Source organism: Massilia terrae, assembly GCF_024753145.1.
GTDB lineage: Bacteria > Pseudomonadota > Gammaproteobacteria > Burkholderiales > Burkholderiaceae_D > Telluria > Telluria terrae.
Genome location: NZ_JANUGU010000009.1, coordinates 63,901 through 87,879, shown reverse-complemented (window position 1 = coordinate 87,879; position 23,979 = coordinate 63,901). Strand labels below are relative to the sequence as shown.

16 protein-coding genes are annotated in these 23,979 nt (G+C 66.3%); 14 read left to right on the top strand and 2 right to left on the bottom strand.

The window, feature by feature from the left end; all coding sequences use genetic code 11:
• Positions 1-120: 120 nt before the first annotated feature.
• Both NX778_RS21285 and NX778_RS21280 read left to right on the top strand, forming a co-directional pair.
• A complete protein-coding gene (locus NX778_RS21285) occupies positions 121-2,817 on the top strand; it encodes a TonB-dependent receptor domain-containing protein (RefSeq protein ID WP_258813808.1) in 2,697 nt (898 codons plus the stop codon).
• Complete coding sequence (locus tag NX778_RS21280) at positions 2,817-4,064, top strand: alpha/beta fold hydrolase (RefSeq protein ID WP_258813807.1); 1,248 nt, start codon at positions 2,817-2,819, stop codon at positions 4,062-4,064. Before NX778_RS21285 ends, NX778_RS21280 begins: the two co-directional genes overlap by 1 nt.
• Here the strand turns inward: NX778_RS21280 and NX778_RS21275 are convergent.
• Together NX778_RS21275 and NX778_RS21270 are read right to left on the bottom strand one after the other, a co-directional pair.
• Entirely contained in the window at positions 4,049-4,819 is a 771-nt protein-coding gene (locus tag NX778_RS21275; protein ID WP_258813806.1) for an OmpA family protein, read from the bottom strand. The genes NX778_RS21280 and NX778_RS21275 overlap by 16 nt on opposite strands.
• Positions 4,819-6,288 (bottom strand): hypothetical protein, encoded by a 1,470-nt coding sequence (locus tag NX778_RS21270; protein ID WP_258813805.1) that lies wholly within the window; start codon positions 6,286-6,288, stop codon positions 4,819-4,821. Before NX778_RS21270 ends, NX778_RS21275 begins: the two co-directional genes overlap by 1 nt.
• 97 nt (positions 6,289-6,385) lie before the next feature.
• Between NX778_RS21270 and NX778_RS21265 the strand changes: the two genes are divergently transcribed.
• The 12 genes from NX778_RS21265 (at position 6,386) to NX778_RS21210 (ending at position 23,895) form a co-directional block, all read left to right on the top strand.
• A complete protein-coding gene (locus NX778_RS21265) occupies positions 6,386-7,381 on the top strand; it encodes an alpha/beta hydrolase (RefSeq protein ID WP_258813804.1) in 996 nt (331 codons plus the stop codon).
• Positions 7,382-7,418: 37 nt separating this feature from the next.
• Positions 7,419-7,838 carry a hypothetical protein gene (locus NX778_RS21260; protein WP_258813803.1) on the top strand — a complete coding sequence of 140 codons (420 nt, stop codon included), beginning with the start codon at positions 7,419-7,421 and terminating at the stop codon, positions 7,836-7,838.
• A 141-nt stretch (positions 7,839-7,979) separates the two neighbouring features.
• Complete coding sequence (locus tag NX778_RS21255; RefSeq protein WP_258813802.1) at positions 7,980-9,179, top strand: cytochrome P450; 1,200 nt, start codon at positions 7,980-7,982, stop codon at positions 9,177-9,179.
• Complete coding sequence (locus tag NX778_RS21250) at positions 9,172-10,470, top strand: MFS transporter (protein WP_258813801.1); 1,299 nt, start codon at positions 9,172-9,174, stop codon at positions 10,468-10,470. Before NX778_RS21255 ends, NX778_RS21250 begins: the two co-directional genes overlap by 8 nt.
• A 304-nt stretch (positions 10,471-10,774) precedes the next feature.
• The gene (locus tag NX778_RS21245; protein WP_258813800.1) at positions 10,775-13,717 is read left to right on the top strand and encodes a TonB-dependent receptor domain-containing protein; all 2,943 of its coding nucleotides are present in this window, start codon (positions 10,775-10,777) and stop codon (positions 13,715-13,717) included.
• Between the two features lie 10 nt (positions 13,718-13,727).
• A complete protein-coding gene (locus tag NX778_RS21240; RefSeq protein WP_258813799.1) occupies positions 13,728-15,299 on the top strand; it encodes a tannase/feruloyl esterase family alpha/beta hydrolase in 1,572 nt (523 codons plus the stop codon).
• A complete protein-coding gene (locus NX778_RS21235) occupies positions 15,296-16,504 on the top strand; it encodes a serine hydrolase domain-containing protein (RefSeq protein WP_258813798.1) in 1,209 nt (402 codons plus the stop codon). Before NX778_RS21240 ends, NX778_RS21235 begins: the two co-directional genes overlap by 4 nt.
• A complete protein-coding gene (locus NX778_RS21230) occupies positions 16,501-17,412 on the top strand; it encodes a poly(ethylene terephthalate) hydrolase family protein (RefSeq protein ID WP_258813797.1) in 912 nt (303 codons plus the stop codon). Before NX778_RS21235 ends, NX778_RS21230 begins: the two co-directional genes overlap by 4 nt.
• A gap of 21 nt (positions 17,413-17,433) precedes the next feature.
• Entirely contained in the window at positions 17,434-19,863 is a 2,430-nt protein-coding gene (locus NX778_RS21225) for a pyruvate formate lyase family protein (RefSeq protein ID WP_258813796.1), read from the top strand.
• Complete coding sequence (locus NX778_RS21220) at positions 19,860-21,188, top strand: spinster family MFS transporter (RefSeq protein WP_258813795.1); 1,329 nt, start codon at positions 19,860-19,862, stop codon at positions 21,186-21,188. Before NX778_RS21225 ends, NX778_RS21220 begins: the two co-directional genes overlap by 4 nt.
• Before the next feature lie 3 nt (positions 21,189-21,191).
• Positions 21,192-22,175: an aldo/keto reductase gene (locus tag NX778_RS21215; protein WP_258813794.1), complete on the top strand. Its 984-nt coding sequence runs from the start codon at positions 21,192-21,194 to the stop codon at positions 22,173-22,175.
• A 13-nt stretch (positions 22,176-22,188) separates the two neighbouring features.
• The gene (locus NX778_RS21210; RefSeq protein ID WP_258813793.1) at positions 22,189-23,895 is read left to right on the top strand and encodes a tannase/feruloyl esterase family alpha/beta hydrolase; all 1,707 of its coding nucleotides are present in this window, start codon (positions 22,189-22,191) and stop codon (positions 23,893-23,895) included.
• Positions 23,896-23,979: the final 84 nt, after the last annotated feature.

The window sequence follows — 23,979 nt, the reverse complement described above, 5'->3', positions numbered from 1 at the left end:
CGGCTGGCCGCGCTTTTTTGCGCCCACCCAACAGAGCTCGTCAATAAGTTGTTGCTTATGTTCTCATAATAATTATAAGATAAAACTATCTTAGAACAGCAATACAACCAAGGAGACCAGATGGACCTGCAAACGCTTGCCGGCGCCGGTGCGCGCCAACCCCAACGAGTGCTGATCAGCCAGATCATCGGCGCGCTGTGCGCCACCGGCGCGATCGGCTGTGCCCATGCCCAGCAAACTGCCGACGCCGTGGCCACGGTGCAGGTGACCGGCACCCTGATCCGCGGCGCGGCCCCGGTGGGCGCGCCGGTGACGAAGCTCGACCGCGACGCGATCGAGAAGGCAGGCGTGGCCAGTACCGGCGAGCTGTTGCGCCTCCTGCCGCAGGTGCAAAACCTTGGCGCCGACGAAGGCCACAACAACGCCGCCCAGAACGCCAACCAGAACATCACCATGGGTTCGGGCATGAACCTGCGCGGGCTGGGACCGGAATCGACCTTGACCCTGGTCGACGGCCAGCGTATCGCGCCGGGCGGTCTCGGCGCCCAGTACACCGATCCGTCGTCGATTCCTGCGATTGCGATCGAGCGCATCGAAGTGATTACCGACGGCGGTTCGGCAACCTACGGATCGGATGCAGTGGGCGGCGTCGTCAACATCCAGACCCGCCGCAAGTTCAATGGCGTCGGCCTGTCGGCACGCCACGGCGCGGCGGATGGCGTGACCCAGAACCAGGCGGCGGCCATTGCAGGCACCAGCTGGCGCGGGGGGCAGATCATGGTGGCCGGCGAGGTTCTGCGTCGCAGCAACCTTGCCGCCGGCGACCGCTCGTTCTATACCGACGACATGCGGCCGTGGGGCGGCCCCGACCTGCGCGGCACTGCCGCCAATCCGGCGAACATCCAGATCGGCAGCACGCGCTACGCGATCCCGGCGGGGCAGAACGGCGTGGGACTGGCGCGGTCGGCGCTGGCGGCCGGCACCGCCAACCTGCAGAGCATCTATCAGGGCGTGGACGCGCTGCCGCAGCAGGAGCGCAAGGGCGGCATCCTGTCCTTTGGCCAGAACATCGGCGATTCGATGCGCTTCAACTTCGAGGCCATCCACTCCGAGCGCGACTATGTGCGCCACACGGCCGCGCAGTCCACCAACGCCACCGTCCGCAGCAGCAATCCCTTCTTCGTCGCGCCGACCGCCGGCGCCACCTCGGAGACCGTCAACTACTCCTTCATCAATGACCTGGGCGTGTCCACCAGCCAGGGCTTCGAGCGCACCTACCGCTATTCGGCCGGGCTGGAATTCGACGTGACCGAGAACTGGGGCGGCAATGCCTTCGTCGGCAAGAGCGGCACGATCTCGCATTCGCTCAGCATGAACCTGAATGGCAACGCCATCAACGCGGCGCTGGCCGACACCAATCCGGCCACCTCGTTGAACCTGTTCTGCGACGGCAGCCGCTACACCTGCAACAACCTGGCGACACTGGCCAAGATCCGCGCCTATAACGACCGCAACGCGGATTACGAGATGACGGACGGCGGCATCAAGTTCGACGGTCCTCTGTTCGAGCTCCCGGCCGGCAAGGTGCGCCTGGCGGTCGGCGGCGAAGTGCACCACGACGAAATGGCCTACTACGAGAACCGCAATAATTCGACCCCGGACAACTCGACCGTCTTCCACATCGATAACAGCTCGCGCAAGCCGGTGCGCACGGTGCGCTCGGTGTACGCCGAGGCGCAGGTTCCGCTGGTCGGCAACAGCACGGCGCTGCCGTACATGAACCGGCTCGACCTGTCGCTGGCTGCGCGTAGCGACGACTACAGCGATTTTGGCCGCAGCACCAATCCGCGCATCGGGCTCGATTGGACCGTCGGCCCGATCGGCAAGGTGTTCGCCAGCTACGGCAAGGCCTTCCGCGCGCCGACGCTGGGCGACCTCGATCCGGTCAACGCCGGCCTGATCAACGTGGTGGACCGGGTCGGCCCGGACGGCAAGACCCAGATCCACGGCCTCGTGCTGCTCGGTGGGCGCGAGGGCCTGAAACCGGAGACCGCGAACATCTCGACCCTCGGCACGGCGCTCACGCCGGTGCGCGGAATGAAGCTGACGGTCGACTACTTCAACGTCGATTACAAAAACCGCATTCTCACGCCGGGCAACGACAAGGCGATCTTCGCCAAGCCGGACCTGGCGCCCTACATCAATACCGCGCCGACGCTGGCCCAGGTGCAGGCGCTGATGGCCGACCCGACCTTCACCGGCAGCGCGAGCGAAGCTGCGTCCGGCATCAAGTTCATCCAGGACGGCCGCCGTTATAACGCCGGCGTGGTCAAGACCAGCGGCGTGGACGTGACCGTGCGTTACGAGCGGCCGACCGATGTCGGGCGCCTGTCCGGCGGCCTGACGGCCAACTACATCCTGACCTACAAGCAGCAGTTCACGCCCACCACGCCGCTGGTGGACGGCCTGCTGAACACGCTGGACAATCCGCTGCGCCTGCGTGCCCGCGCCGACATCGGCTGGGCAGGGGAGAACGCACGCGCCACCCTGTTCGCGAACTTCACCAATGCCTACACCAATACTTCGCTGACCGCGATGCCGAAAGTGGCGTCGTCGACCACCTGGGACTTGAGCGCGCAGTACGATATCGGCAAGCTGTTCGGCGAGCGCTACAAGCAGCTTCGTGCATCGCTGAGCGTGCAGAATCTGTTCGACCGCAAGCCGCCGTACCTGCAGAACTCGACACTTGCATTCGACCCGCAGAACTTCAGCGCGATCGGCCGCATGGCTTCGCTCACCCTGGACTACAAGTTCTGATGCGCGCGTTGACCCTGATGCTGGCGGCGCTGCCGCTGGCCGCAGCGGTCGCCGATGCGCCGCGCCATATCGAGGGCCGCCTGGCAAGCGGCGCCACCTACGTGTTCGACGTGCCGGCGAACTGGAACGGCAGCCTGCTGCTGTTCAGCCACGGCTACGCGCGCGGCCCGGACAACCCGGCGCGCAACGTCGCCCGCAACGAGAAGGATGCGCTGCTGGCGGAAGGTTACGCGCTGGCCGGATCCTCGTACGCCCGCACCGGCTGGGCGATCGAGGATGCGGTGCCCGACCAGCTGGCCACGCTCGATGCCTTTGCCGGCGCGGTGGGCAAGCCGAAACGGACCTATGCCTGGGGCAGTTCGATGGGCGGCCTGGTGACGGTGGCGCTGGTGGAGCGGGCGCCGGAGCGCTTCGACGGCGCGCTGGTGATGTGCGCCTCGGCGGGCGGCACGGTCGGCATGATGAACGCCGCGCTGGACGGCCCCTGGGTACTGCGCACGCTCGCCGCGCCCGATGCCGCCTTGCCGGTGCTGCTGACCAGTTCCGGCACGCAGATGCGGGCCGACCTCGCGGCCTGGCAGGGTTTGCTGGACGCCCAGCAGGCCACGCCGGCAGGGCGCGCACGTATCGCGCTGGCGGCGACGCTGGCGCAGGTTCCCGCGTGGAGCGCCGATGCGGTGGACGACGCAGCACGCCAGCACCTGCTGTACCAGCGCTTCATTCCCGCCACCATGCTGCCGCGGGACGAACAGGATCGTGTCGCCGGCGGCAATTCATCCTGGAACGCCGGTGTCGACTACGGCGCCATGCTGGCGCGCTCGGGACAGGAAGGCTTCGTGCGCAATCTGTACCGCGAAGCCGGGCTCGATCTCGATGCCGACCTGGCGCGGCTTGCGGGCGCGCCCCGCATCAAGGCCGACCCGCCGGCCGTCGACTACATGCGCCGCTTCTATGCGCCATCAGGGAAAGTGCGCTCGCCGGTGCTGTTGATGCAGTCCGCCGGCGATCCGGTCACGCTGGTGGAGATGACAGGCGACTACGCCCAGCGCGTGCGCGCCGCCAGCGGCGATGCGATGGTGCGCGAGGTCTACCTGGGCAAGAATGGCCACTGCGGTTTCGAGCCGAACGAGACGCTGGCCGCTATCCGCTCGCTGGTGCGGCGCCGCGAGAGCGGCCAGTGGAAGGTGGCGGTGCCGGGCCAGCTTGACTGGCGTCCGGCGCCTTTCCTTCGTCACTGGCCCGATTGATCGGGCGTCACGGTGATGGTCACGCGGCGCTTGGACGACAGCGCCAGCGCCGCGGGCCAGCCCTTCAATGATTCCGGATGGCGGTCGGTGCGCACCACGATGCGCCTCGCCGGCACGCCCAGCCGGACCAGCGCTTCGCGCACCATGCCGGCCCGCGCGGCCGCCAGCGCAGGCGGTTCGCGCATCGTGCGGCCGGACGCGCTGAAGCCTCCGGTATCGGCATTGCCCGTCACCTCGACCCGGCCACGGCTGGCCTTCGCATACAGCGATGCGTTCTCGATGGTCACCTCGACGTGCTGGTACATCAGGCGGTCGTCGCCAAAGGTGAACTCGACCTGGAAGTCCTTGCGCAGGTAGGGCGGCGCAGGCAGGACGCGCGGCACGGAGAGCGGCGCCATCGCGGTCGGCAGCACCACGGACGGCTTGCTCGGGTATCCCTCGGCGGGAATCACCGCCTCGACGCAGGGCTCGTCCAGCACCGCCACGCGCACCGGCGCCAGCGGCGTGCCGCCGCAGATATCCGGCGTCCCCGCGACTTCGCCTTCCACCAGCATCATGCGGCCGACCGATGGCTTGAACGGGGCGTCGCTGACGTCGAAACGGCGGCCGGTGGCGCCGTCGGTGCCGAGCCAGCATCCGGACTTGCGGCCTGCGTCGGTATCCCGGTACACCGGGCAGGACAGGAAGCGGACCGTTTCGCCAGCGACGGCGGGAAGGCTGGCGAGCAGCAGCAGGGAAGGGAGCAGGCGGCGCATTACAGGGCTTTCATCAGGTTGACGAGGTCGGTCTTCTCCTGTTCGGTGAAGCCGATGTTGTAGCGACGGTTGTAGATTTCGACCAGTTCGCGCAAGTCGGTGGCCGATCCGTTCGAGAAGTAGGGAGCGCGCCCCGACAGGCCGCGCATCTGCTGGGTCATGATCTTGCCGATGTCTTCGCAGCGGCCGGTGGTCATCGCGTATCCCGGATCCTGGGTGTAGATCACCCGGCCCAGATAAGGATGCGGCTTGGCGCCCGCTTTGCACACCAGCTTGAACAGCGGCAGGTCGGGCGAAGGTTGGGCGAACGGTTCGTTGGCGTTGCCGATGTCGATGCGGCCCGGCGCAACGTCGATGCCGGAGCCATGCATGTTGTGGCACATCGCGCAGGAATTGCGCACCGGGTTCCCGAAGCCCATCGAGTTGATGCCGGCCGTGTCCTTCACCAGGAACTGGCGCTGGCTGAACAGCTTGGCGCCGCGCGCCACCGATGCGCGGAACTCCTGCTGTTCGGGCGTGGCCGAGGCGGGGAGCTTGGGCGCCGCGAATTCCTTGAAGATCGGGCTGTGGCTTGATTGCAGCATCCCCCCGGGGGCCTTGTCCAGCTGTTCCGGCCCGGGCAGCGGCGTTCCCCATTTGTCCGCGCTTTGTGCGGTCGTCAGGCCGCTTTCGAAATCGATGATCTGCCTGATCTGCGCCGGGCTCGGGTCGCCGTGCATCTGCAGGTGCCCGCGCAAGGCGTCGCGCGCCTGCGCGTCCAGCGTCAGCCAGCGGCTGTCGGCCATCAAGGCCTCGCTGACCATCTTGCCTTGCGGGTCCGACAGCAGCGGCAGGCCGCTCTTGGGATCGAAGGGAAAGCCGACAGCCAGGATGTACTTCATGTTGGTGGCCGGCCGCGGGCGGCGGTACACCGAGATGTGCGGATCGGCCGATGCCAGGCCGTAGCGCGAACTGAGGTTGCAGCCGGTCGGGTCGCGCACGACTTCGATCGTGAAGTCGGACTGCAGCGGCTTGCCGGCGGCGTCGCGCCTTGGCCACGGCAGGGCGATGCGGAACAGGCCACGGTCCAGCAGCAGGGTGTGCGAAGCCTTGTCTTCGCGCGGCTTGTCGGGGCAATCGGCGCCGTCGATGGTCGCGAACAGCGGATCCTTCGCTCCGGCTTCGTCCCAGCGCTTGCGAATGCTCGCCACGCCGATCGACATGCCGTCCGAGGGTTGGTGGCAGGTGACGCAGGCACGGCCATTGTTTCCGAGCGAGGTAAAGAAGGGATGGCCCTTGGTATCGGTCGGGCCGGACGCATTCAGCGTTGTCAGCTTGCCATTTTCGTTTGCTGCGGTGACGGCCTGCGGGAAGGGCTTGCCGTCATTGGCATCCCACCATCCCTCACCCGCGTACTGGACCGCTTCGGCAGCCAGCGCCACACCACCGGCAAGGGCCAGTGCGCCAAGGGTTGCATGCAAGAGTTTCATCCGTCTCGTCTCCTGTTCGTGCATCGGGGATTGCACGCGTTTGAAATTAATTATATTCTATAACTACTACATAACATAAACAACCAGTAGATACCTCATGCACTTTCCGATTCGCGCCCTTACCCTCATGCTGGCCTTCGGTGTCAATGCCGCGCTGGCGCAACCGGCCGCTTACGTGGCGCCGTCCACTCCTGCGGGCAGCGGCCAGTGGCCGGCGGTGATGGAGATGGACGCCGGCCTGCCGACGCATACCGTATATCGCCCGGCGCAGATGCCGGATGCGAAGCTGCCGATCGTCGCCTTCGCCAATGGCGGCTGCCGCAACCTCGGCAACCGTTTCCGCCACTTCCTGACCGAAATCGCCTCGCATGGCTACCTGACCATCGCGATCGGCCCGATCGGCCCGGGCGACCAGGAAGAGCCGGGTGCACCTTCGTTCTCCGGCGAGGCCGCTGCCGGTTCGCCGGCCGCGCAGCACCCGGAACGCGCCCATGCGAAGGCGGTGCAGGAAGGCGGCATCAAGGCGTCGCTCACCTATGCGGCCCAGCTGACCCAGGCGATCGACTGGGCGCTGGCGGAGAATGCGCGTCCCGGCAGCCCCTACTACGGCAAGCTGGATCCATCGCGCATCGCCGTGATGGGCCAGTCGTGCGGCGGCCTGCAGGCACTGGACGCCGCCCATGATCCGCGCGTGCGCACCCTGGCGGTCCTGAACAGCGGCATCTTCCCGATCACGGGGCGCAGCTGGGACATGGCCGCAGCCCATGCCGACATGGCCGATCTCAAGACCCTGCACGGCAGCGTGCTGTACCTCACGGGCGATCCGAAGGACGTGGCGTTTCCGCAGGCCGAGGACGACTATGCGCAGATCAACCATATCCCTGCATATCGCGCCTGGCGCGAGAAAACCCCGCACGCCGGCACCTACCGCGAAAAGAACGGCGGCGCATTCGCTGAGGTGGTGGTGGCCTGGCTCGACTGGCAGCTGAAGGGCGACAGCAAGGCGTCGACGCTGTTCATGGGCAGTGACTGCGGCCTGTGCAAGCGCGCCGACTGGCATGTGCAGCACAAGGGTTTTGCCGCGGCGCGGTAAGCGCCTGGCGCTGGTGAAGTCACTTGAAAGATAGAGCATGAGCCCGGCCAGCCTGCGCAGGATCGACAATATCCGCCGCCTAGTGATGGCGCTCGCGGAAGACGCCATGGCGCCGGCGGACGTCGTCCGCCTGCTGAAGGTGTCCGACCGCGCGGCCCGCAATTATCTCGAAGCGCTCGCGCTGGCCGGCGTCGGGCAGCTGGACCCTTCACGGCGCAGCCACCTGCAGCTGCATCGCGACCCCGCGGTGGTGGATGCCTATCTTGCCTCGCTGGGGGTGCGCACGCAGCAGGTATCCCTGCGGCGCAGCGCCGCCCGCCATTGCACCAATCCCGGCGAACGCTTCCTGCACGTGCTGGCCGACGACATGCGCTTTCCGCTCGATCTACACCAGCGGCCGGCGGGGCGCGATCCGCTGGTGGCGGCGCTGTTCGGCGCCGCCTGTCCCAATCGCTGAGCGAAGGCCGCCATGACAATACTGCATAGCGCTGGCGTGGACGGTGGCGATGCGTCCACGCCGCGGCGGCCGGGGTTGACCTTTACGGCCACACGGTTATACTGAGTTAAAGTTATGAAATATAACTAAATTGGAGGCGCGATGGCATCAGCTGAACCGCAACAGGAAGATTACGATCCGCTGGTCGAGGAAGGTTTCGACACCGCCCACCGCGAGTACGCGCGGCTGCGCGGCAGTTGCCCGGTCGCGCACAGCAATGCCTATGGCGGCTTCTGGGCGCTCACCAAATACCGCGACGTGCAACAGGTCTTCTCCGACCCCGGCATGTTCATCACTTCGGTGCAGAATGTGGTGCCGAAAGTGGCGTTCTCGGGCCGCCGGCCGCCGTTGCATTTCGACCCGCCCGAGCATACTCCGTACCGCGCGGCGCTGAATCCGCTGCTCTCCGAGGACAAGATCCGGCAACTGGCGCCGACCATCCGCGAGTGCATCTGCGCCGTGCTGCTGCCGCTGCTGGCGCGCGGACAGGGCGACGTCTGCGGCGATTTCGCCAGCATCTTCCAGGTCAAGGTCTTCAGCATCTGGATGAACCTGCCGGCCGACTTGGAAGCCCAACTGGCGGAGGCCGGACCAGCCTTCGTCAAGGCAGTCGAGTCGGCGCAGCCGGAGCGCATGAAGGAGACCAGCCTGGTCCTGTACGACATGGCGCGGCGCCTGGTCGCCATGCGCCAGGCCGCGCCGATGGACCCGGGGTCGGATCCGGTCAGCTCCTTCCTCGCCGCCACCAATAATGGCGAACCGCTGCCGGCCGACCTGGTGGTGGGCGCGATTCGCCAGGTGCTGGTGGTCGGCATCGTGGCGCCGATGATCCTGATCGGCAGCATGGTCATCCATCTCTCGCGCGACAAGGAACTGCAACGCGAGCTGCGCGCCAATCCCGAGCGGGTGCCGGCGGCGGTCGAGGAATTCCTGCGCCTGTACACGCCGTATCGCGGCTTCGCCCGCACCGCCCGCGAGGACGTCGAGATCGGCGGGCGCTGCATCCGCAAGGACGAGCCGATCGCGCTGATCATGGCATCTGCCAACCGTGACGAGGACGTGTTCCCGAACCCGGACCAGTTTGAGCTGAACCGCCCCAACATCCGCGAGCACCTCGCTTTCGGGCGCGGCCCGCATTACTGCGCCGGCGCCGCGCTGGCCCGCATCGAGCTGCAGATCGCGCTCGAAGAACTGCTGCTCCACACCAGCGACTTCGATCTCGACGGCGGCATCGAAATGAGCCCGTTCCCCGAGCTGGGGCCGTGGTATGTGCCGGTGCGTTTCGGAGGCCGGCATGGTTGACCCGCGGCCGATCGTCGGCGCCATCCGCCTGCGCGTCATTCTCCCGTTCGTACTTCTGCTGGTGATCAGCTCACTCGACCGCGCCAACCTCAGCTTCGCCGCGCTGCAGATGAATGCCGAGCTGGGACTGACCCCCAAGACCTACGGAACGGCGGTCAGCGCCTTTTTCGTGGGCTATCTCGTGTTCCAGTTTCCCAGCATGTACCTGCTGTACCGCTGCGGTGCGCGGCGCTGGATCTTCGGTTCGGTGCTGTTGTGGGGCCTGATCGCGCTTGGCATGGTGCTGGTGCGCGACGCGTCGGCACTCAACATCCTGCGCTGCCTGTTGGGCGTGGCCGAAGCGGGATTCGCGCCCGGCGTGGTCTACCTGTGCAGCCGCTGGATGCCGCGCCAATACCGCGGCACGGCGATCGCGCTGACGATGCTGGCGGTGCCGCTCTCGGTGACGCTGGGCGGCCCGCTCTCCGGCTGGCTGATGTCGATCCCGAACCCCTTCGGCCTGGCCGGCTGGCGCTGGATGTTCCTGGCCGAAGCGGTGCTGACCATCGGATTCGCGCTGGCGGCCTGGCGCCTGTTCGTCGACGGTCCGGAGCATGCACCGTGGATGACGCCGGCCGCAAAGGACTGGTTGCGCCAGCAGATCGCGCATGACGACGCGGCGGCGGCGTTGGAGGCCGGCCAGGGCAGGGGAGGCGGACTTGGCTTCCTGCGCAATCCGCGCCTGTGGGCGGCGGCAATGGTCTGGTTCGTGCTGATCGGGGGCGCCTACGGCATCCTGTTCTGGCTGCCGCAGGTGGCGCGCCAGCTGTCGACCCGTTCGCCGTTCGAAATCGGCCTGGTGAGCGCCGTACCCTGGATCGGCATCGGCATCGGCATGTATTTCAACGCGCGTCACTCGGACCGCAGCGGCGAGCGCTTCTGGCATGTGATGCTGCCGCTGCTCTTGTGCGGGGTTTGCCTGATCGCCGCCACGCTGCCGTCCAGCGGCGCGCCGGCCTTGCTGCTCCTGTTCGCGGCCGGCCTCGGCCTGGGTGGGGCGCAAGGCGTATTCTGGACCATTCCGACCAGCTTCCTGCCGCGCGACGATGCGCGCAATGGCATCACCGCGATCAACTTCTTCGGCAATCTCGGCGGCCTGTTCGGGCCATATGCGATCGGCCTGCTGCGCCAGTCCACCGGTTCGTTCTCAATGCCGATCTATGGAATGGCCGCGCTGATGCTGGGCGGCGCTTTCCTGTTGCTGGCCCTGCGGGCGCCCCGCGCACCGCAGGGCGCGGCCCAGCGCGCCTGAGCCGGACCTGCTGCCTCGCCGAGGGCGCCGCGGGCGCCCTCGTGCGTTTTTCCTTCCCCAAAACGTCGATGTGCCCACGCCGTGGCCCCAGCCTGCGACGCGGTTGTCGCATAAGCGCCAATTCACGCCAACACGGCGATTGCGTGTTTTCATATTTGGTTATATTCTATAATCACTATCACTAATAACAACTTTGCGAAGGCCACGGAAACGTAAGTACTTCAGCAGCACCGGACATTACCTGTCGAGGGCGTCGCCGCCTCCGGCCGGACAGCACATCCCATAAAAAACCAAGGAGACAGCGATGAAATCGTCCAGCACCAAAACCAGCAAAGCGGCGCGAGCGGCACAGGCCGCAGCCGGCACCCAACTCCCCTTCAAGCACTCGACCATTGCGTTCGCCATCATGTGCGCGCTCGGGCTGCCGGGCGCCGCGATGGCGCAGAGCGCTCCGGCGCCAGCCGACAGCACCAGCGTGGCGCCGCCTGCGGCGCCCACCAGCGACGTGGTGCCGGAAGTCGTCATTACCGGCAGCCAGATCCGCGGCGTGAGCGCTGCCGGCTCCAAAACCGTGGTGCTGGACCACGATGCGCTGCTGCAGACGGGCTATAACAACCCGATCGACGTGCTCAAGACCGTTCCGATCGTGCAGGGCCTGGGTTACGACGACAGCCTGCACACCGCCCAGAACGGCCAGGCCAATGTGCAGCGCGGCTCGACCATCAGCCTGCGTGGCCTGAGCAGCAGCGCGACCCTGCTCCTGATCGACGGCCGCCGCATCGCGCCGACCGGCAACGTGACCACCTTCACCGAGGCGAACCAGTTGCCGGTGTCGATGATCGAGCGGATCGACGTGGTCGCGGACGGCGCCTCGGCGATCTACGGTTCCGACGCCATCGCCGGCGTCGTCAACTACATCACACGAAAATCCTACGAAGGCATCGAAGTCACGCCGCGCTACACCCACACCCACGGTTTCGACGAGAAGGGCGCCTCGGTGGTCGCCGGCCACAGCTTCCAACTGGGCGGCCTGGGCAAGCTGAGCGCCGTGTTCTCGATCGACCACGACGAGCGTGGTGCGATGCTGAGTTCATCCAGCCCCTTCCTGATGCAGAACCTGACCCCGTTCGGCGGCCTGGATAACCGCATCCGCACCAACCTGGCCAGCAGCGCCGCGCCGGGGAACATCGTGGTCGCCGGCACGACCCAGAACCCGACCCTGCCAGGCGCCGGCACGTTCACCTGGTACGGCGTGCCGCCGGGTTACAGCGGCACCGGCCTGACCGGCGCCAGCCTGCTGAAGAACCAGCCGAACCTGCTCGATGCCGGCTATTACACCGACTACCTGCCAGACACCCGCCGCAACCAGGCCTCGCTCAATCTGAACCTGCAGATCGACCGCGACACCAAGGCCTACTACCAAGGCTACTACAACCGCCGCGAGAGCACGACGCTGGGCCTGGTCCAGCCGACCGCCACGCTGACCCTGCCGGCGTCCAGCCCTTACTACATCCCGGGTGTGCCGGGTGTCGCCGCGGGTGCGCCGGAAACCATCTCGGTCTCGTTCCAGAAGGACGTCGGCCGCGGCATCATTCCGCTCGGCGGCCATGTGATAGCGTCGAATGCGGGCCATACGCTGGGCGTGCAGCATGACTTCGCCAACAAATGGCGCGCCGAGGCGATCTATACCTGGACCAATTCGCATACCTGCGCCAACTGCGTTCCCGCCTTGAACGGCAATATCGACACGGTCAAGCTGCAGGGAGCGCTGAACGACGGCAGCTTCAATCCCTTCAGCAGCACGCCCGCGTCGAAGGACGTGCTGTCGCGCTTCCTGGTGGCCGGCAGCGACCAGAATCGCGTCGCAATGCAGCAGGCTTCGCTGCGCTTCGACGGCCCTCTGTTTTCGCTGCCGGGCGGGATGGTGCGGGCCGCGGTCGGTGCCGAGAGCCTGTACATCGAGCAGGCGCGCGCTTCGATCGGCATCAAGGCCACGTCGGACACCATCGGCGCCTTCGGCTCGCGTCGCATCAACGCGCTGTACGGAGAACTGTCGGTGCCGGTGGTCGGCGAAGCCAATGCGCTCCCGCTGGTGCGCCGCTTCAACCTGAACCTGGCAGCGCGAACGCAGCGCTATTCGGACGTCGGCACCACCTCGAATCCGAAGGTCGGTTTCGTCTGGGGCGTCACCAACGATCTGTCGCTGCGCGGCGCCGCAGGCACCTCGTTCCGCGCGCCGGACCTGACCGATGCCAACGTGACCTTCTTCTCGTCGGTGAGCACCCAGCTGGTCGCGAACAATGCCAACGATCCGAACATCCCGCTGTCGAACACGTCGACCAAGCAAAGCTATGTGCTGCGCCTTGGCGGATCGAACCCGGCGCTGACCCCGGAGAAGGCGAAGAACTTCTCCTTCGGCGGCGACTACAAACCATGGTTCGTCGATGGGCTGCGCCTTGGCGCCAGCCTGTACCAGATCGAGTACGAGAACCAGATCATCGGCCTGCAGACGGTCAGCTCGAGCTTCCTTGCCTCGGCCGCGAACCGCGCCACCTACGCACCGTACATCACGCCTGCGGCGCAGCCGGCGGGCTGCATCCCGGGCAACCGCAGCACCTACAACCCGATCTACGCCGCAGCCTTCGCTTCGCCGTCGCTGTCGACCCCGGACGAATCGAACGCCTGCCGCCTGACCGCGCTGTTCACGGCCCGTAACACCAACGCCGCCCACACGACCCAGAACGGATTCGACCTCGACTTCGGGTACGAGACCGACACCCGCATCGGCCACCTCAACGCCGACCTGAATGCGACCAAGATCCTGCATAACAAGGTGCACGTGACCGCCAGCGCGCCGGAGACCAAGGACCTTGACCGCATCAACACGCCGATCTCGCGCCGCGGCCGTGCGGACATCGGCTGGAGCGACGGCCCGTGGAACGCGACCCTGGCGATGAACTACGTCGGCTCCTACCTGAACGACCTTCCGATCACCATCGGCGGCGTGACGCAGCCGAAGGCGCAGATTCCGGCATGGAAGACCTACGACCTTGCGCTGAGCTATCGCGTTGCGAAGCGGGCCGGCTGGATGTCCGGCATGCGCGCTTCGCTAAACATCCAGAACCTGTTCAACCGGAACCCGCCGGTAGTCCTTTCCACCAACAACAACGCGGCATTCGCGTTCGATCCGCAAAGCGCCAACGTGCTCGGACGGATCATTTCGGTGCAGGTCTCCAAGGCATTCTGAGCGGCCCGCCATGCGGAAGCTCTCTGAGTGCAGTGCGTCGCGTGCGCGTGCGCTGCTGGCGGCCTGCGCGATCGCGATGGCGGCGGCGGGGCACGCCGCCACCGACGATTCCTGTGCGCGCGCCGGCCAGCTCGCGGGTCCGGGCTGGCGCATCGACAGCGCGGGATTCGCGCCCTCCGGCGATCCCGCGCCGCATTGTGTCGTCAAGGGTGCGGTGGTTTCCGGCACAGCCAGCGGCATCGGCTTCGAGCTGCGTTTGCCGTTGAACTGGAACGGACGCCTGCTGTTCCAGGGCGGCGGCGGCCTCGATGGATCGGTCAGGCCGGCGCTGGGATCGATTCCGCTGGCGGGAGCGAAGGACAGGCCCGGTGCGCTGGCGCGCGGTTACGCCGTGGTCTCGATGGACGGCGGCCACGAAGGCGATGGCGCGGCCTTCGCCGCCGACGAGCAGGCATGGCTGGATTTCGCCTACGCGTCGGCGCCGAAGGTCACGCGCGCGGCCAGGGAAATGGCGACGCGCTTCTACGGCCAGGCCCCTCGCCACAGCTATTTCATGGGCTGCTCCAATGACGGTCGCGAGGCCATGATCGCGGCGGAGCGCGATCCTGGTGCATTCGATGGCATTGTCGCCGGCAATCCGGGCTTCAATCTCGCCGGATCCGCGCTCGAAGAGACGTGGGAGACGGCTTTGCTGGCGCGTTCGGCCCCGCGCGACGCGACAGGGCATCCGGTGATTGCGGAAGCGCTGAGCGATGCCGACCTGGTCCTCGTGGCGGACGCCGTCGCGCGCGAATGCGACAAGGCAGACGGCTTGGCCGACGGCCTGGTATTCGACCATAGCTGCAAGTTCGATCCACAGGTGCTCGCATGCGCGCCCGGACGCGGCAATGCCTCCTGCCTGGCCGCGCCCAAGCTCGAACTGCTGCGCGCGCTGTTCGCAGGCTCGCAACCCTACGGCGGCTGGCCTTACGATACCGGTATCACCGCGGCTGCCTGGCGCAAGCAGAAGCTGGGAACCGCGCGCGCCGGCCCTCCGAACGCCGGCAATGCCGTGCGTGGCGCGCAGGCCTGGTATGAGGTTTTGCTGCGCCAGCCCATTCCAGAACGGATCGAAACTCCCGAGCAGGTTCTGGCCGCCGCCGGCCGTGCCGAGCCGCGCGCCAGGCAGGTGAATGCGACCGCCACGCGCCTCGATGATTTCGCGGCGCGCGGCGGCAAGCTGCTGGTTTACCAGGGCATGAGCGACCCGGTATTTTCCAGCACCGATCTGATCGCATGGTACCAGCGTGCCCAGCACGACACGGTGACGGCGGAAGGGCGGCCCTGGATGCGGCTGTTTTTGTCTCCGGCCATGGGACATTGCGGCGGCGGTCCGGGACTCGACGATTTCGACCCGCTGGAGGCCATCGAGGGCTGGGTCGAACGCGGCGAGGCGCCCGAACGCATCATTGCCAGGAACCGCGCCGCGCCGGGCAGCACGCGTCCATTGTGCGCCTACCCGCGCTTCGCCCGCTACGACGGCAAGGGGCCAGTGGACGACGCCGCGAGTTTCGGTTGCAGCATGCCGGGAGACGCGCAATGATCCAACGCCGTGAATTTGTGCTCGCCATGGCAGCACTGGCAAGTGGGGGCGCACGTGCCAGCGCGGCGCCGGCGCGCAAGGGACTGGCCGCGATCGCGCCGACGATGCAGGCTTTTGTCGACGCCGGAACGATCGCCGGAGCCGTCACGCTCGTGCAGCACGAGGGTAAGCTGGTTCATCTCGCCGCGACCGGCTGGCGCGACATTGAGCAGCGCGCGCCGATGAGCACCGATACCGTGTTCCAGGTGATGTCCCAGTCCAAACCCTTCATCGCCACATCAGTCGGGCTGCTTCTGGACGAAGGGAAGCTGAAGATCGACGATCCTGTCGATGCGTTCTTGCCGGAATTCGGCGACCAGTGGCTCCTCGTGCGCGGTGACCCCAATGAGCGTGTGCTGGCCCGACCGTCGCGCAAGATCACCATCGGCGACGTGCTGTCGCATTCATCCGGCTTGCCCGATGCCGCGCCCGTGACGCATCCCTTCGCGGTCAAGATGCGCTATTCGCTGGCGGAAGTGGTGGCCGTGCTGTCGCAGCAGCCGCTCGAAGCGGAGCCCGGCGCGCGCTGGCGTTACAGCAACCAAGGCATTGCGGTGGCGGCGCGCATCGTCGAAGTGGTGGCGGGCCGGCCTTACGAGAATTTCGTCGAACAGCGCATCTTCGCACCGCTCGGCATGAAGGCGAGCTGCTACCGGCCGGCAGCCGAGGTGTGGCCGAAGATCGCCGCCGACTACGAGCTGCGAGAGGGCCGGCTGCGCGAGATGGAGAACGGCAGTCCTGGTTATGGCGCGCTCAAGCTGCGCCAGGGCACCCGCTATCCGCTGCCGGAGGCCGGCATTTTCTCCACCGCTGAAGACATGGCGCGCTTTCACCAGATGTTCCTCGACGGCGGCCGCACCAAGGGCGAACGCTTGCTGTCGCCGCAGGCCGTCGCGACCCTGCTCATGCCGCGCATCGCGATTCCGCCTGAGCGCGGCATGAGCGGTTCGGCACAGGCGCTGGGCTGGCGCATCCAGACCGCCGCCGGCAACGGACTCGCCGCCGGGACCATCCATCACAGCGGCGCCTTCGGTTCCTTCGGCTGGGCTGATCCACAGCGCCACATCGTGGGCGTGATGCTGGTCCAGCGACCCGGGGCGGTCGATGAGCGCAAGGCGATGACCAAGCTGGTGGCGGCGGCCTACGAAAAAGGAGAGATTGCATGATATCGCGCGCGGCAAGACTGATCACGATGGCGGCATGCTCGCTGGTGCTTTGCAGCGCGCGTGCCACCGGACCGTTTCCCGCCATGCACGAAACCGAAGCGGGCCTGCCGGACCATGTGATCTACCGGCCGGTCGACTTGTCGCCGTTCGGGGCGAACCATCGCCTGCCGGTGATCGGTTGGGTCAACGGCGGCTGCGTTCGCGGCAGCACCTACGCCAGCTTCCTGGAGGACCTGGCTTCGCACGGTTACATCGTCGTCGCTCCCGGGAACGTCATCACGGCGGCACCGAAGACCGCGGCGCCGGCGCCAGCACGCAAGCTGACCCTGACCGAGCGCATCCATCGCATCAAGCCGCCCGAGACCACGACCGCGCAACTGGTCGCCGGCGTCGACTGGGTGCTGGCGCAGGGGCAGCGTGGGAACAGCCCCTATGCCGGCAAGATCGACAACGAAGCACTTGCGATGATGGGCCACTCCTGCGGCGGCATGCAGGCGCTCGAAGCCTCGGTCGATCCACGCGTGAAGACGACGGTGGTGCTGGCCAGCGGCTACTGGCGTCTCGGTGGCGACCTGCCCGGCATCGCACTGAACCGCGCAACCCTGCAGCGCCTGCATGGACCCGTGCTGTACCTGTACGGCGGCTCCGGCGACATCGTGCAGGTAGACGCCGAAGCAGACTTCTTCGAGATCGACCAGGTGCCGATCGTGAAGGCGCACCGGGAGGCGGGCCACGGCCTGAGCCTGCGTGAACCGCAGGGCGGCGACTACGGAAAACTCGTGGTCGACTGGCTCGACTGGCAACTGCGCGGCGAGCGCGGTGCGGCAGCGACCTTTGTCGGCAAGGACTGCAGGCTGTGCACGAATCCAGTCTGGGACATCGAGAAAAAACACATCGATAAAAACTGAAAACGGCAGAGGAGACAGAGTATGACACCGAGAATCGCCAGGATGATGCGATCCCTGGACACGGTCCGCGCGGGGGCTTTTCCCGTCAGCGTGGAGAAAGCAGTGTTGGCAACCGCGTCGTTCCGGGAAACCGACGGCTTGCCGATGGTAGTCCGCAATGCGCTGGCGCTGGAAAAAGTGCTGGCGGGTGTGCCGATCTTCATCGAGCCCGACGACCTCGTGGCCGGCAATCTCGCAGCCAAGCCGGGAGGCGTGGAGCTGAGCTGCCTGTGGGCCGCCTGGCCGGCCGCCGAGATCGATGCGCTCGAAGGCAGCGGTTTCATCCTCGATCCGGCGGACCGGGCACGCATCCTCGACATGAACGCGTATTGGCAGTCCCGGTCGCTGACCAGCCGCATGACGTCGCTATACGATGACCAGCGCCTGTGGCCCTACGCCCAGCTCGGCGTGGTGCTGCCGGCGTTCCGCAGCAAGGAGGAGGGCTGGGGGCCGGGCGGCATGATTGGCTGCGGCTACGGCATCCACCACGAGATCAGCCAGATCATCGGCGTGTTCGACTTCGAGAAAGTGCTGGAGCGCGGCCTGCTGGACATCATTCGCGAGGCCGAGGAGGAGCTGGCCGGAACACGAGTGGACAGCGCGGAGTCGGTCGAGAAGATCGACCTGCTGAAGGCGATTGTCATCGCGCACAAGGCCATCCTGTCGTTCGCGGCGCGCTTCGCCGCGCTGGCCGCCGACATGGCCGCGGCGGAGGCTGATCCGCAGCGCCGCGCCGAACTTGAACGGATGGCCGCTGCGTGCCGCCGGGTTCCAGCGCATCCGGCATCCAACTTCTACGAGGCGATGCAGTCCCTGTGGTTCATGGTACTGGTGCTCCTGCCGTCAGGCGTGCTGTCCTTCGGCCGCTTCGACCAGATCATGTACCCGTATTACAAGGCTGACCAGCAAGCGGGGAAGAGTGACGACACCGTGCTCGAACTGCTGCAGTGGCTGCGCGTGAAGGACTCGCAGATCGTCATCACCGCTGGCCACACCCATCGCATCAAATACGGAGGCCTGGCGAAGTGGCACAACTGCGTGGTCGGTGGCCAGAATGAGGATGGCAGCGATGCGACCAATGAGCTGTCATACCTCGTATTGGACGCCGCACGCACCTGCCCGACGCCACATCCGACGCTGACGATGCGCGTGCACGAAGGCACGCCGCCCGAACTGATGCGGCGCGCGCTTGAGCTGGTGCGCACCGGGATCGGCGTGCCGGCTTTCCTGAGTGACCAATCCTGCATCGCCTACCTGCAATCGCATGGTGTCGATCTCGCCACGGCGCGCAATTATGCGGTGGCAGGCTGCCTCGGGGTCAACATCCCTGGCCAGTCGCGCTCAGTCGCATGGCCGATGTTCGTGGTACCGATGGTGCTTAACTTCGCCATCAACAACGGCGTCGATCCGCGCACCGGGAAGCAGGTGGGGCCTGCCGGCGGGGCATTCGACAGCTTCGACACCTTCGACCAGTTCTACGAGGCGTTCAAGCAGCAGCTCGGCCACTTCATCGAACTACAGGCGGAGTTCAACAACGTCACCATCCGTTCGTATGGCGAGCGCTTCCCGCAGCCGGTGGAGTCGTCGCTGACGGTTGGCGGCATCGGCGCCAGCAAGAACATCCTTGGCCGCACCATGCCGTTCGAGAATGGCTCGGTGCTGAACCCGATCGGCATGATCAACGCCGCCGATTCGCTGACCGCGATCCGCAAGGTGGTGTTCGAACAGCGCCTCGTGTCCGCCGCTGAACTGAAGCGCTGCCTGGACACCGACTGGGAAGGCGAGCGCGGCGAACAGGTGCGCCAGATGATGCTGGCTGCGCCGAAGTATGGCAACGACGAGGACGAGGCCGACTTGATGGCGGCGGACCTGTACCGCTTCTGGGCCGACAAGGCGGTGACCCTGAGCACGACCTACGGTGGTTACCACAAGCCCGGCGCAATCACGATCGGCACCGCCAACTGGCCGGGCGGCCTGCAGACCGGCGCCACGGCGGATGGCCGCCGCGCCGGCGAACCGCTGGCGGACGAATCGATGACGCCGATGCGCGGACGCGACCGCGGCGGCGTGCTCGACGTGCTCAGGAGCGCCGCCAAGATAGACCAGACGCCGTGGCAGGCGACCGCGCTCGACCTGCGCTTCCATCCGGACGCGCTGGCGGACGCGCAAGGCGTCGACGAGGTCGCGGCAATGATCCATGCGTACTTTGCGGCCGGCGGCAAGCATATCCAGTTCAATGTGGTTTCAAATGACACCTTGCGTGCCGCGCAGGCGCATCCAATGGATTACAAGGAGCTGATCGTGCGCATCGGCGGTTGCAGCGCCTTCTTCACGCAGCTGCCGCGCCCCGTGCAGGACGAGATCATGCAGCGCACCGAGTTCCGTTCGGTTTCGAGCACGAGGGCGGCATGATCATCGACCAGCATGTAGCGGCTACCCGGGTAGTGCCTGCGGTCGGCAAGGGGGCGCGCAACTATGCGCTTGGCCTGCTGCTGATGCTGAACACGCTGCTCCTGCTCGACAAGATCGTGTTCGTGATCCTGCTCGAGCCGATCAAGCATGAGTTCAATCTCAGCGACCTGCAACTGGGCGTGCTGTCCGGCCTTGTGTATGCGCTGCTGATGGGCGCCGCCGGCCTGCCGTTCGGGCTGGTGGCGGACCGCACCAACCGGCGCAACCTGGCTTCGGCTTGCCTGGCCCTGTGGTCGGTCCTGACGGCCATGTGCGGCCTCGCGCAGAACTTCGTCCAGCTGCTGCTGTTGCGGATGGGTGTGGGCATCGGCGAGGCCGGCGGCGGGCCGGCCGCGCTGTCGATCATCGCCGACCTGTTCGAGCACAAGAAGCGGGCTACCGCCGTCGCCATCTTCGCGCTGGGCAGCCCATTGGCGGCGCTGATCAACCTGACGGTGGGCACGCATCTCAGCCATTCCTACGGCTGGCGCACGACACTGATGGCGGCGAGCGTGCCCGGCATCGTGCTGGCGCTGCTGATGCTGCTGACCATGCGTGAACCGCAGCGTGGCGCGGCCGACGCTGGCGGACAATCCACGCTGGACGCGGCGCCGCTGCGCGAGACGCTGGCGTTCATCCGCAGCCAGCCGGCGCTGCTGCACCTGCTGGGCGCAGCCGCGCTCAGTTACATCACGCTGGCGGGCGCCAGTTCGTGGACTTTTTCCTTCCTGGTGCGCAGCCATCATGTGAAGCTGAACGAGGTAGGCGTGCAGCTCGGCGTGGCGATCTTCATCGCCGGCATCGCGGGCAACTACCTGAGTGGCATCCTGGCCGATTACCTGAGCCAGCGCGACGAACGGTGGCGCGTCTGGATTATTGCCGCCGGTGCGCTGGTGTCGGTGCTGCTCGGCTTTGGCTGGATCTGGAGCGAAGGTTGGACGGCGACCCTGCTGCTGGTGGGCTGCTTCGCCGCCGCCAGCACGTTCTGGTTCGCGCCGGCGATCGGCCTGTGCCTGGGCCTGGTCGAGGTGCGGATGCGGGCGACCATGTCCGGCGTCCTCTTCCTGATCGCGAACATGGTCGGCTATGGTCTCGGTCCAATTTTTGTCGGCAAGATGAGCGACCTGTTCACACCCGCCTTCGGCGCCGACTCGCTGCGCATGGCGCTGTCCTGCATCGTGATTGTCAACCTGTGGGCGATGCTGCATTTCCTGCTGGCCGGCCGCTCGGTACGGGCCAATCTTGCACGCGCAAACGGCGGCACTCCACACATCAACAAGAGGTAAAGCATGGAATATCGTACTGTCGCCGGCCTTGGAGACGTTTCGCTGCTGTCGCTGGGCTCGTGGAATACCTTCTCGCGCATGGCGTTCGAAGATGGCATCGCCATGGTCGGGCGCGCGCTCGACGAAGGCGTCAACCTGTTCGACATCGGCTATTACTGGGATAAACCGCACACCGAGGTGATCTTCGGGCGCATGCTGCAAGTGCTCAATCGTCCGCGCGACAGCTACCTGCTGGCCGAGAAGCTCTGGCTGTGGGAATACCCCCAGCAGTCGTTCGACGAGCAGCTCAAGGCCTCGCTGCTGCGACTGGGAACGGACCATGTCGATCTCGTGATGGTGTCGCGTCCGTTGCCAGGCATGGATTTCGAGGGGTTTTGCGACGAGGTGGTGGCGCTGGTCGATTCCGGCCTTGCGCGCGCATGGGGGTGCACCAACTGGGAGCCGGACGAGCTGCTGCAGGCGCACACGCTGCTGCGCGCGCGCGGCAAGCCGGCGCCATGCATGGTGCAGCTGCAGTACAACCTCGCGCGCCGCGCCATCGCCGAGAACGCGGCTTACGCCGACGTGTTCGCGAAGACCGGTATCAAGCTGTGTGCGGCCCATACACTGGAAGGCGGAATCCTCGGCGGGCACCTTGAGCGTGACCGCGTGCAGCCATCGGAAGCGGCGCAGGGGAAGGTGCCGCACGAGCGCAACATCGCCCGCGATGCGGGGAATATCCGGGAGCAGATCCGCTCCAATTATCCGGCCTTGCAAGCGATCGCAAGCGATTTCAACGTGACCCCGGCGCAGGCAGCCATCGGCTTTTGCCTCGGTCATCCGGCGCTGGCGACCGTGCTTGTCGGCGTGACGCGCATGGAGGACCTCCACGACAATCTCGTGGCACTCAGGCTGCTGCCGCGGAGCGAGGATTTGCGCGCGGCGCTTCGGCCATTGGGCCTCGACCAGGTATCCCACCCCCGCCTGTTCTCGCCAACGAACGAATAAAGGACTACAGACCATGCTGAAGAAATGCCTTGCCGGCGTGGCCGGCCTTCTCTGTGGAGTGGCTACGCTTGCACATGCCGCACCAGTCGAACCCGTCAACTGCACCGCCGCCAAGCTCGCGCCGGCTTTCGCGGCGCTGGACCATGGGAAGACCGCGACGCTGGACAGCGCCAACTGGATCGCTGCTACCAACCAGCGATCGGGCCCGTACACCGTGAAGGTGCCTGCACACTGCGAAGTGAAGGGGACCATTGGAGCGCATCGCGGACCGCCCAACGACACGCAATACGGCAATCACTTCGTGTTGCGGATCCCGCGCGATTGGCAGGGGCGCTTTGTCTTTGAGGGCGGTGGCGGCAACAATGGCGTGGTCGGCAGCGCGCTCGGAATGCTGAAGAACGGCGATAGCGCGCTGGCGCAAGGCTATGCCGTGGCGGCGCAGGACTCGGGCCACACGGGACGTGCCGCGCAGTTCGCGCTCGACAAGCAGGCCTACCTGGACTTCGCCCACGAGGGCGTGCACGACGTGGCGCGCGCTAGCAAGGCTCTGTTGAAGGCAGTGGCGGGAGAGCAGCCCAAGTACGCCTACTTTGTCGGTTGCTCCAACGGCGGCCGCGAGGCGCTGGTCACCGCGCAGCGCTACACCGACTTCGATGGCGTAGTTGCGGGCGCTCCGGGCTTTGCCATTTACGACCAATGGCAACAGAATATGTCGGTGCTCAAGACGATCGCGCGCGCCGCCGGTGTACGGCCAGGCGCGGTTCCCACCGATACCTCGCATGCCTTCAGCGATCCGCAGCTGGCCTTTGCGGCCAACTACTTCATGGACAAGTGCGACCGTCTTGACGGCATCAAGGATGGCCTGATCTCCAACTACCTTGCCTGCAAAGCGACGCCGGCCGATTATGCGGCGCTACAGTGCAAGGCCGACGGCGGCGGGAGCGATGACCAGCGCTGCCTGAGCGCGGTGCAGACGCAGGCGCTGCGCGAAATCTATACGGGGCTGGTCGATGCCAACGGCAAGGCCATCTTCCCAGGCTTCCTCCCGGGCGGCATCGAGACAAAGCTTCGCGGTCCCTATATGGGCACGTCCGCTGCCGTGCCTCTGGGCGCTTTTTATTCCTTGATGGAGAACTTCTACTTCATGGGCTATGGCTTCCAGGGCTATCCGGGCGTTAGCGGGCCGGCCGACACATTGGCCTCCTATCCGGCCAATGCGGTCGCTTACGTCAGTGGTTTCGACGTCAACCGGGATTCGGCGGCGCTGGGGCAGGGCAGGCTGGATTTCCACGGCTCGAACACCGATCCTTCGCGTCCTGGGCCGAACTTCGACGCCTTTCACAAGCGCGGCGGCAAGCTGCTGATGTACACGGGCAGCGCCGACCATGGCGTGCAGGTCACCGGCGTGATGGGCTTGATGGACCGGATCGAGGCGCAGTACAAGGATGCATCCGACATGGCGCGCTTGTACGTCATCCCGGGGATGGACCATTGCCGTGGTGGCGCCACCGTGGACCAGTTCGATCAGTTGGCGCCCCTCGCGGCATGGGTGGAACGGGGCGTTGCGCCTGGTGCGCTGGTCGCTCGCACGCTGCCAGGAAGTCCGCTTGACGTTCCGGGCGCAAGTGTAAGCCGGCCCCTGTGCGCTTATCCGGCCTATGCGAAATATATTGGTGGCGATCCGGCGAACGCCGCCAGCTATGCTTGCAGCGTCCAGTGAGTCGATTTGTTCCTTCAATTTCGCGATACGCTGCGCTTTCATTCGTGAGCTCGGGGGGGCTCTTCGCCACAGGTCAGCGCGGAC

Excerpts from the sequence above, each read along its gene's own strand:
- NX778_RS21285 (WP_258813808.1), top strand. The coding sequence starts at position 121 with ATGGACCTGCAAACGCTTGCCGGCGCCGGTGCGCGCCAACCCCAACGA.
- NX778_RS21280 (WP_258813807.1), top strand. The coding sequence starts at position 2,817 with ATGCGCGCGTTGACCCTGATGCTGGCGGCGCTGCCGCTGGCCGCAGCG.
- NX778_RS21275 (WP_258813806.1), bottom strand. The coding sequence starts at position 4,819 with ATGCGCCGCCTGCTCCCTTCCCTGCTGCTGCTCGCCAGCCTTCCCGCC.
- NX778_RS21270 (WP_258813805.1), bottom strand. The coding sequence starts at position 6,288 with ATGAAACTCTTGCATGCAACCCTTGGCGCACTGGCCCTTGCCGGTGGT.
- NX778_RS21265 (WP_258813804.1), top strand. The coding sequence starts at position 6,386 with ATGCACTTTCCGATTCGCGCCCTTACCCTCATGCTGGCCTTCGGTGTC.
- NX778_RS21260 (WP_258813803.1), top strand. The coding sequence starts at position 7,419 with ATGAGCCCGGCCAGCCTGCGCAGGATCGACAATATCCGCCGCCTAGTG.
- NX778_RS21255 (WP_258813802.1), top strand. The coding sequence starts at position 7,980 with ATGGCATCAGCTGAACCGCAACAGGAAGATTACGATCCGCTGGTCGAG.
- NX778_RS21250 (WP_258813801.1), top strand. The coding sequence starts at position 9,172 with ATGGTTGACCCGCGGCCGATCGTCGGCGCCATCCGCCTGCGCGTCATT.
- NX778_RS21245 (WP_258813800.1), top strand. The coding sequence starts at position 10,775 with ATGAAATCGTCCAGCACCAAAACCAGCAAAGCGGCGCGAGCGGCACAG.
- NX778_RS21240 (WP_258813799.1), top strand. The coding sequence starts at position 13,728 with ATGCGGAAGCTCTCTGAGTGCAGTGCGTCGCGTGCGCGTGCGCTGCTG.
- NX778_RS21235 (WP_258813798.1), top strand. The coding sequence starts at position 15,296 with ATGATCCAACGCCGTGAATTTGTGCTCGCCATGGCAGCACTGGCAAGT.
- NX778_RS21230 (WP_258813797.1), top strand. The coding sequence starts at position 16,501 with ATGATATCGCGCGCGGCAAGACTGATCACGATGGCGGCATGCTCGCTG.
- NX778_RS21225 (WP_258813796.1), top strand. The coding sequence starts at position 17,434 with ATGACACCGAGAATCGCCAGGATGATGCGATCCCTGGACACGGTCCGC.
- NX778_RS21220 (WP_258813795.1), top strand. The coding sequence starts at position 19,860 with ATGATCATCGACCAGCATGTAGCGGCTACCCGGGTAGTGCCTGCGGTC.
- NX778_RS21215 (WP_258813794.1), top strand. The coding sequence starts at position 21,192 with ATGGAATATCGTACTGTCGCCGGCCTTGGAGACGTTTCGCTGCTGTCG.
- NX778_RS21210 (WP_258813793.1), top strand. The coding sequence starts at position 22,189 with ATGCTGAAGAAATGCCTTGCCGGCGTGGCCGGCCTTCTCTGTGGAGTG.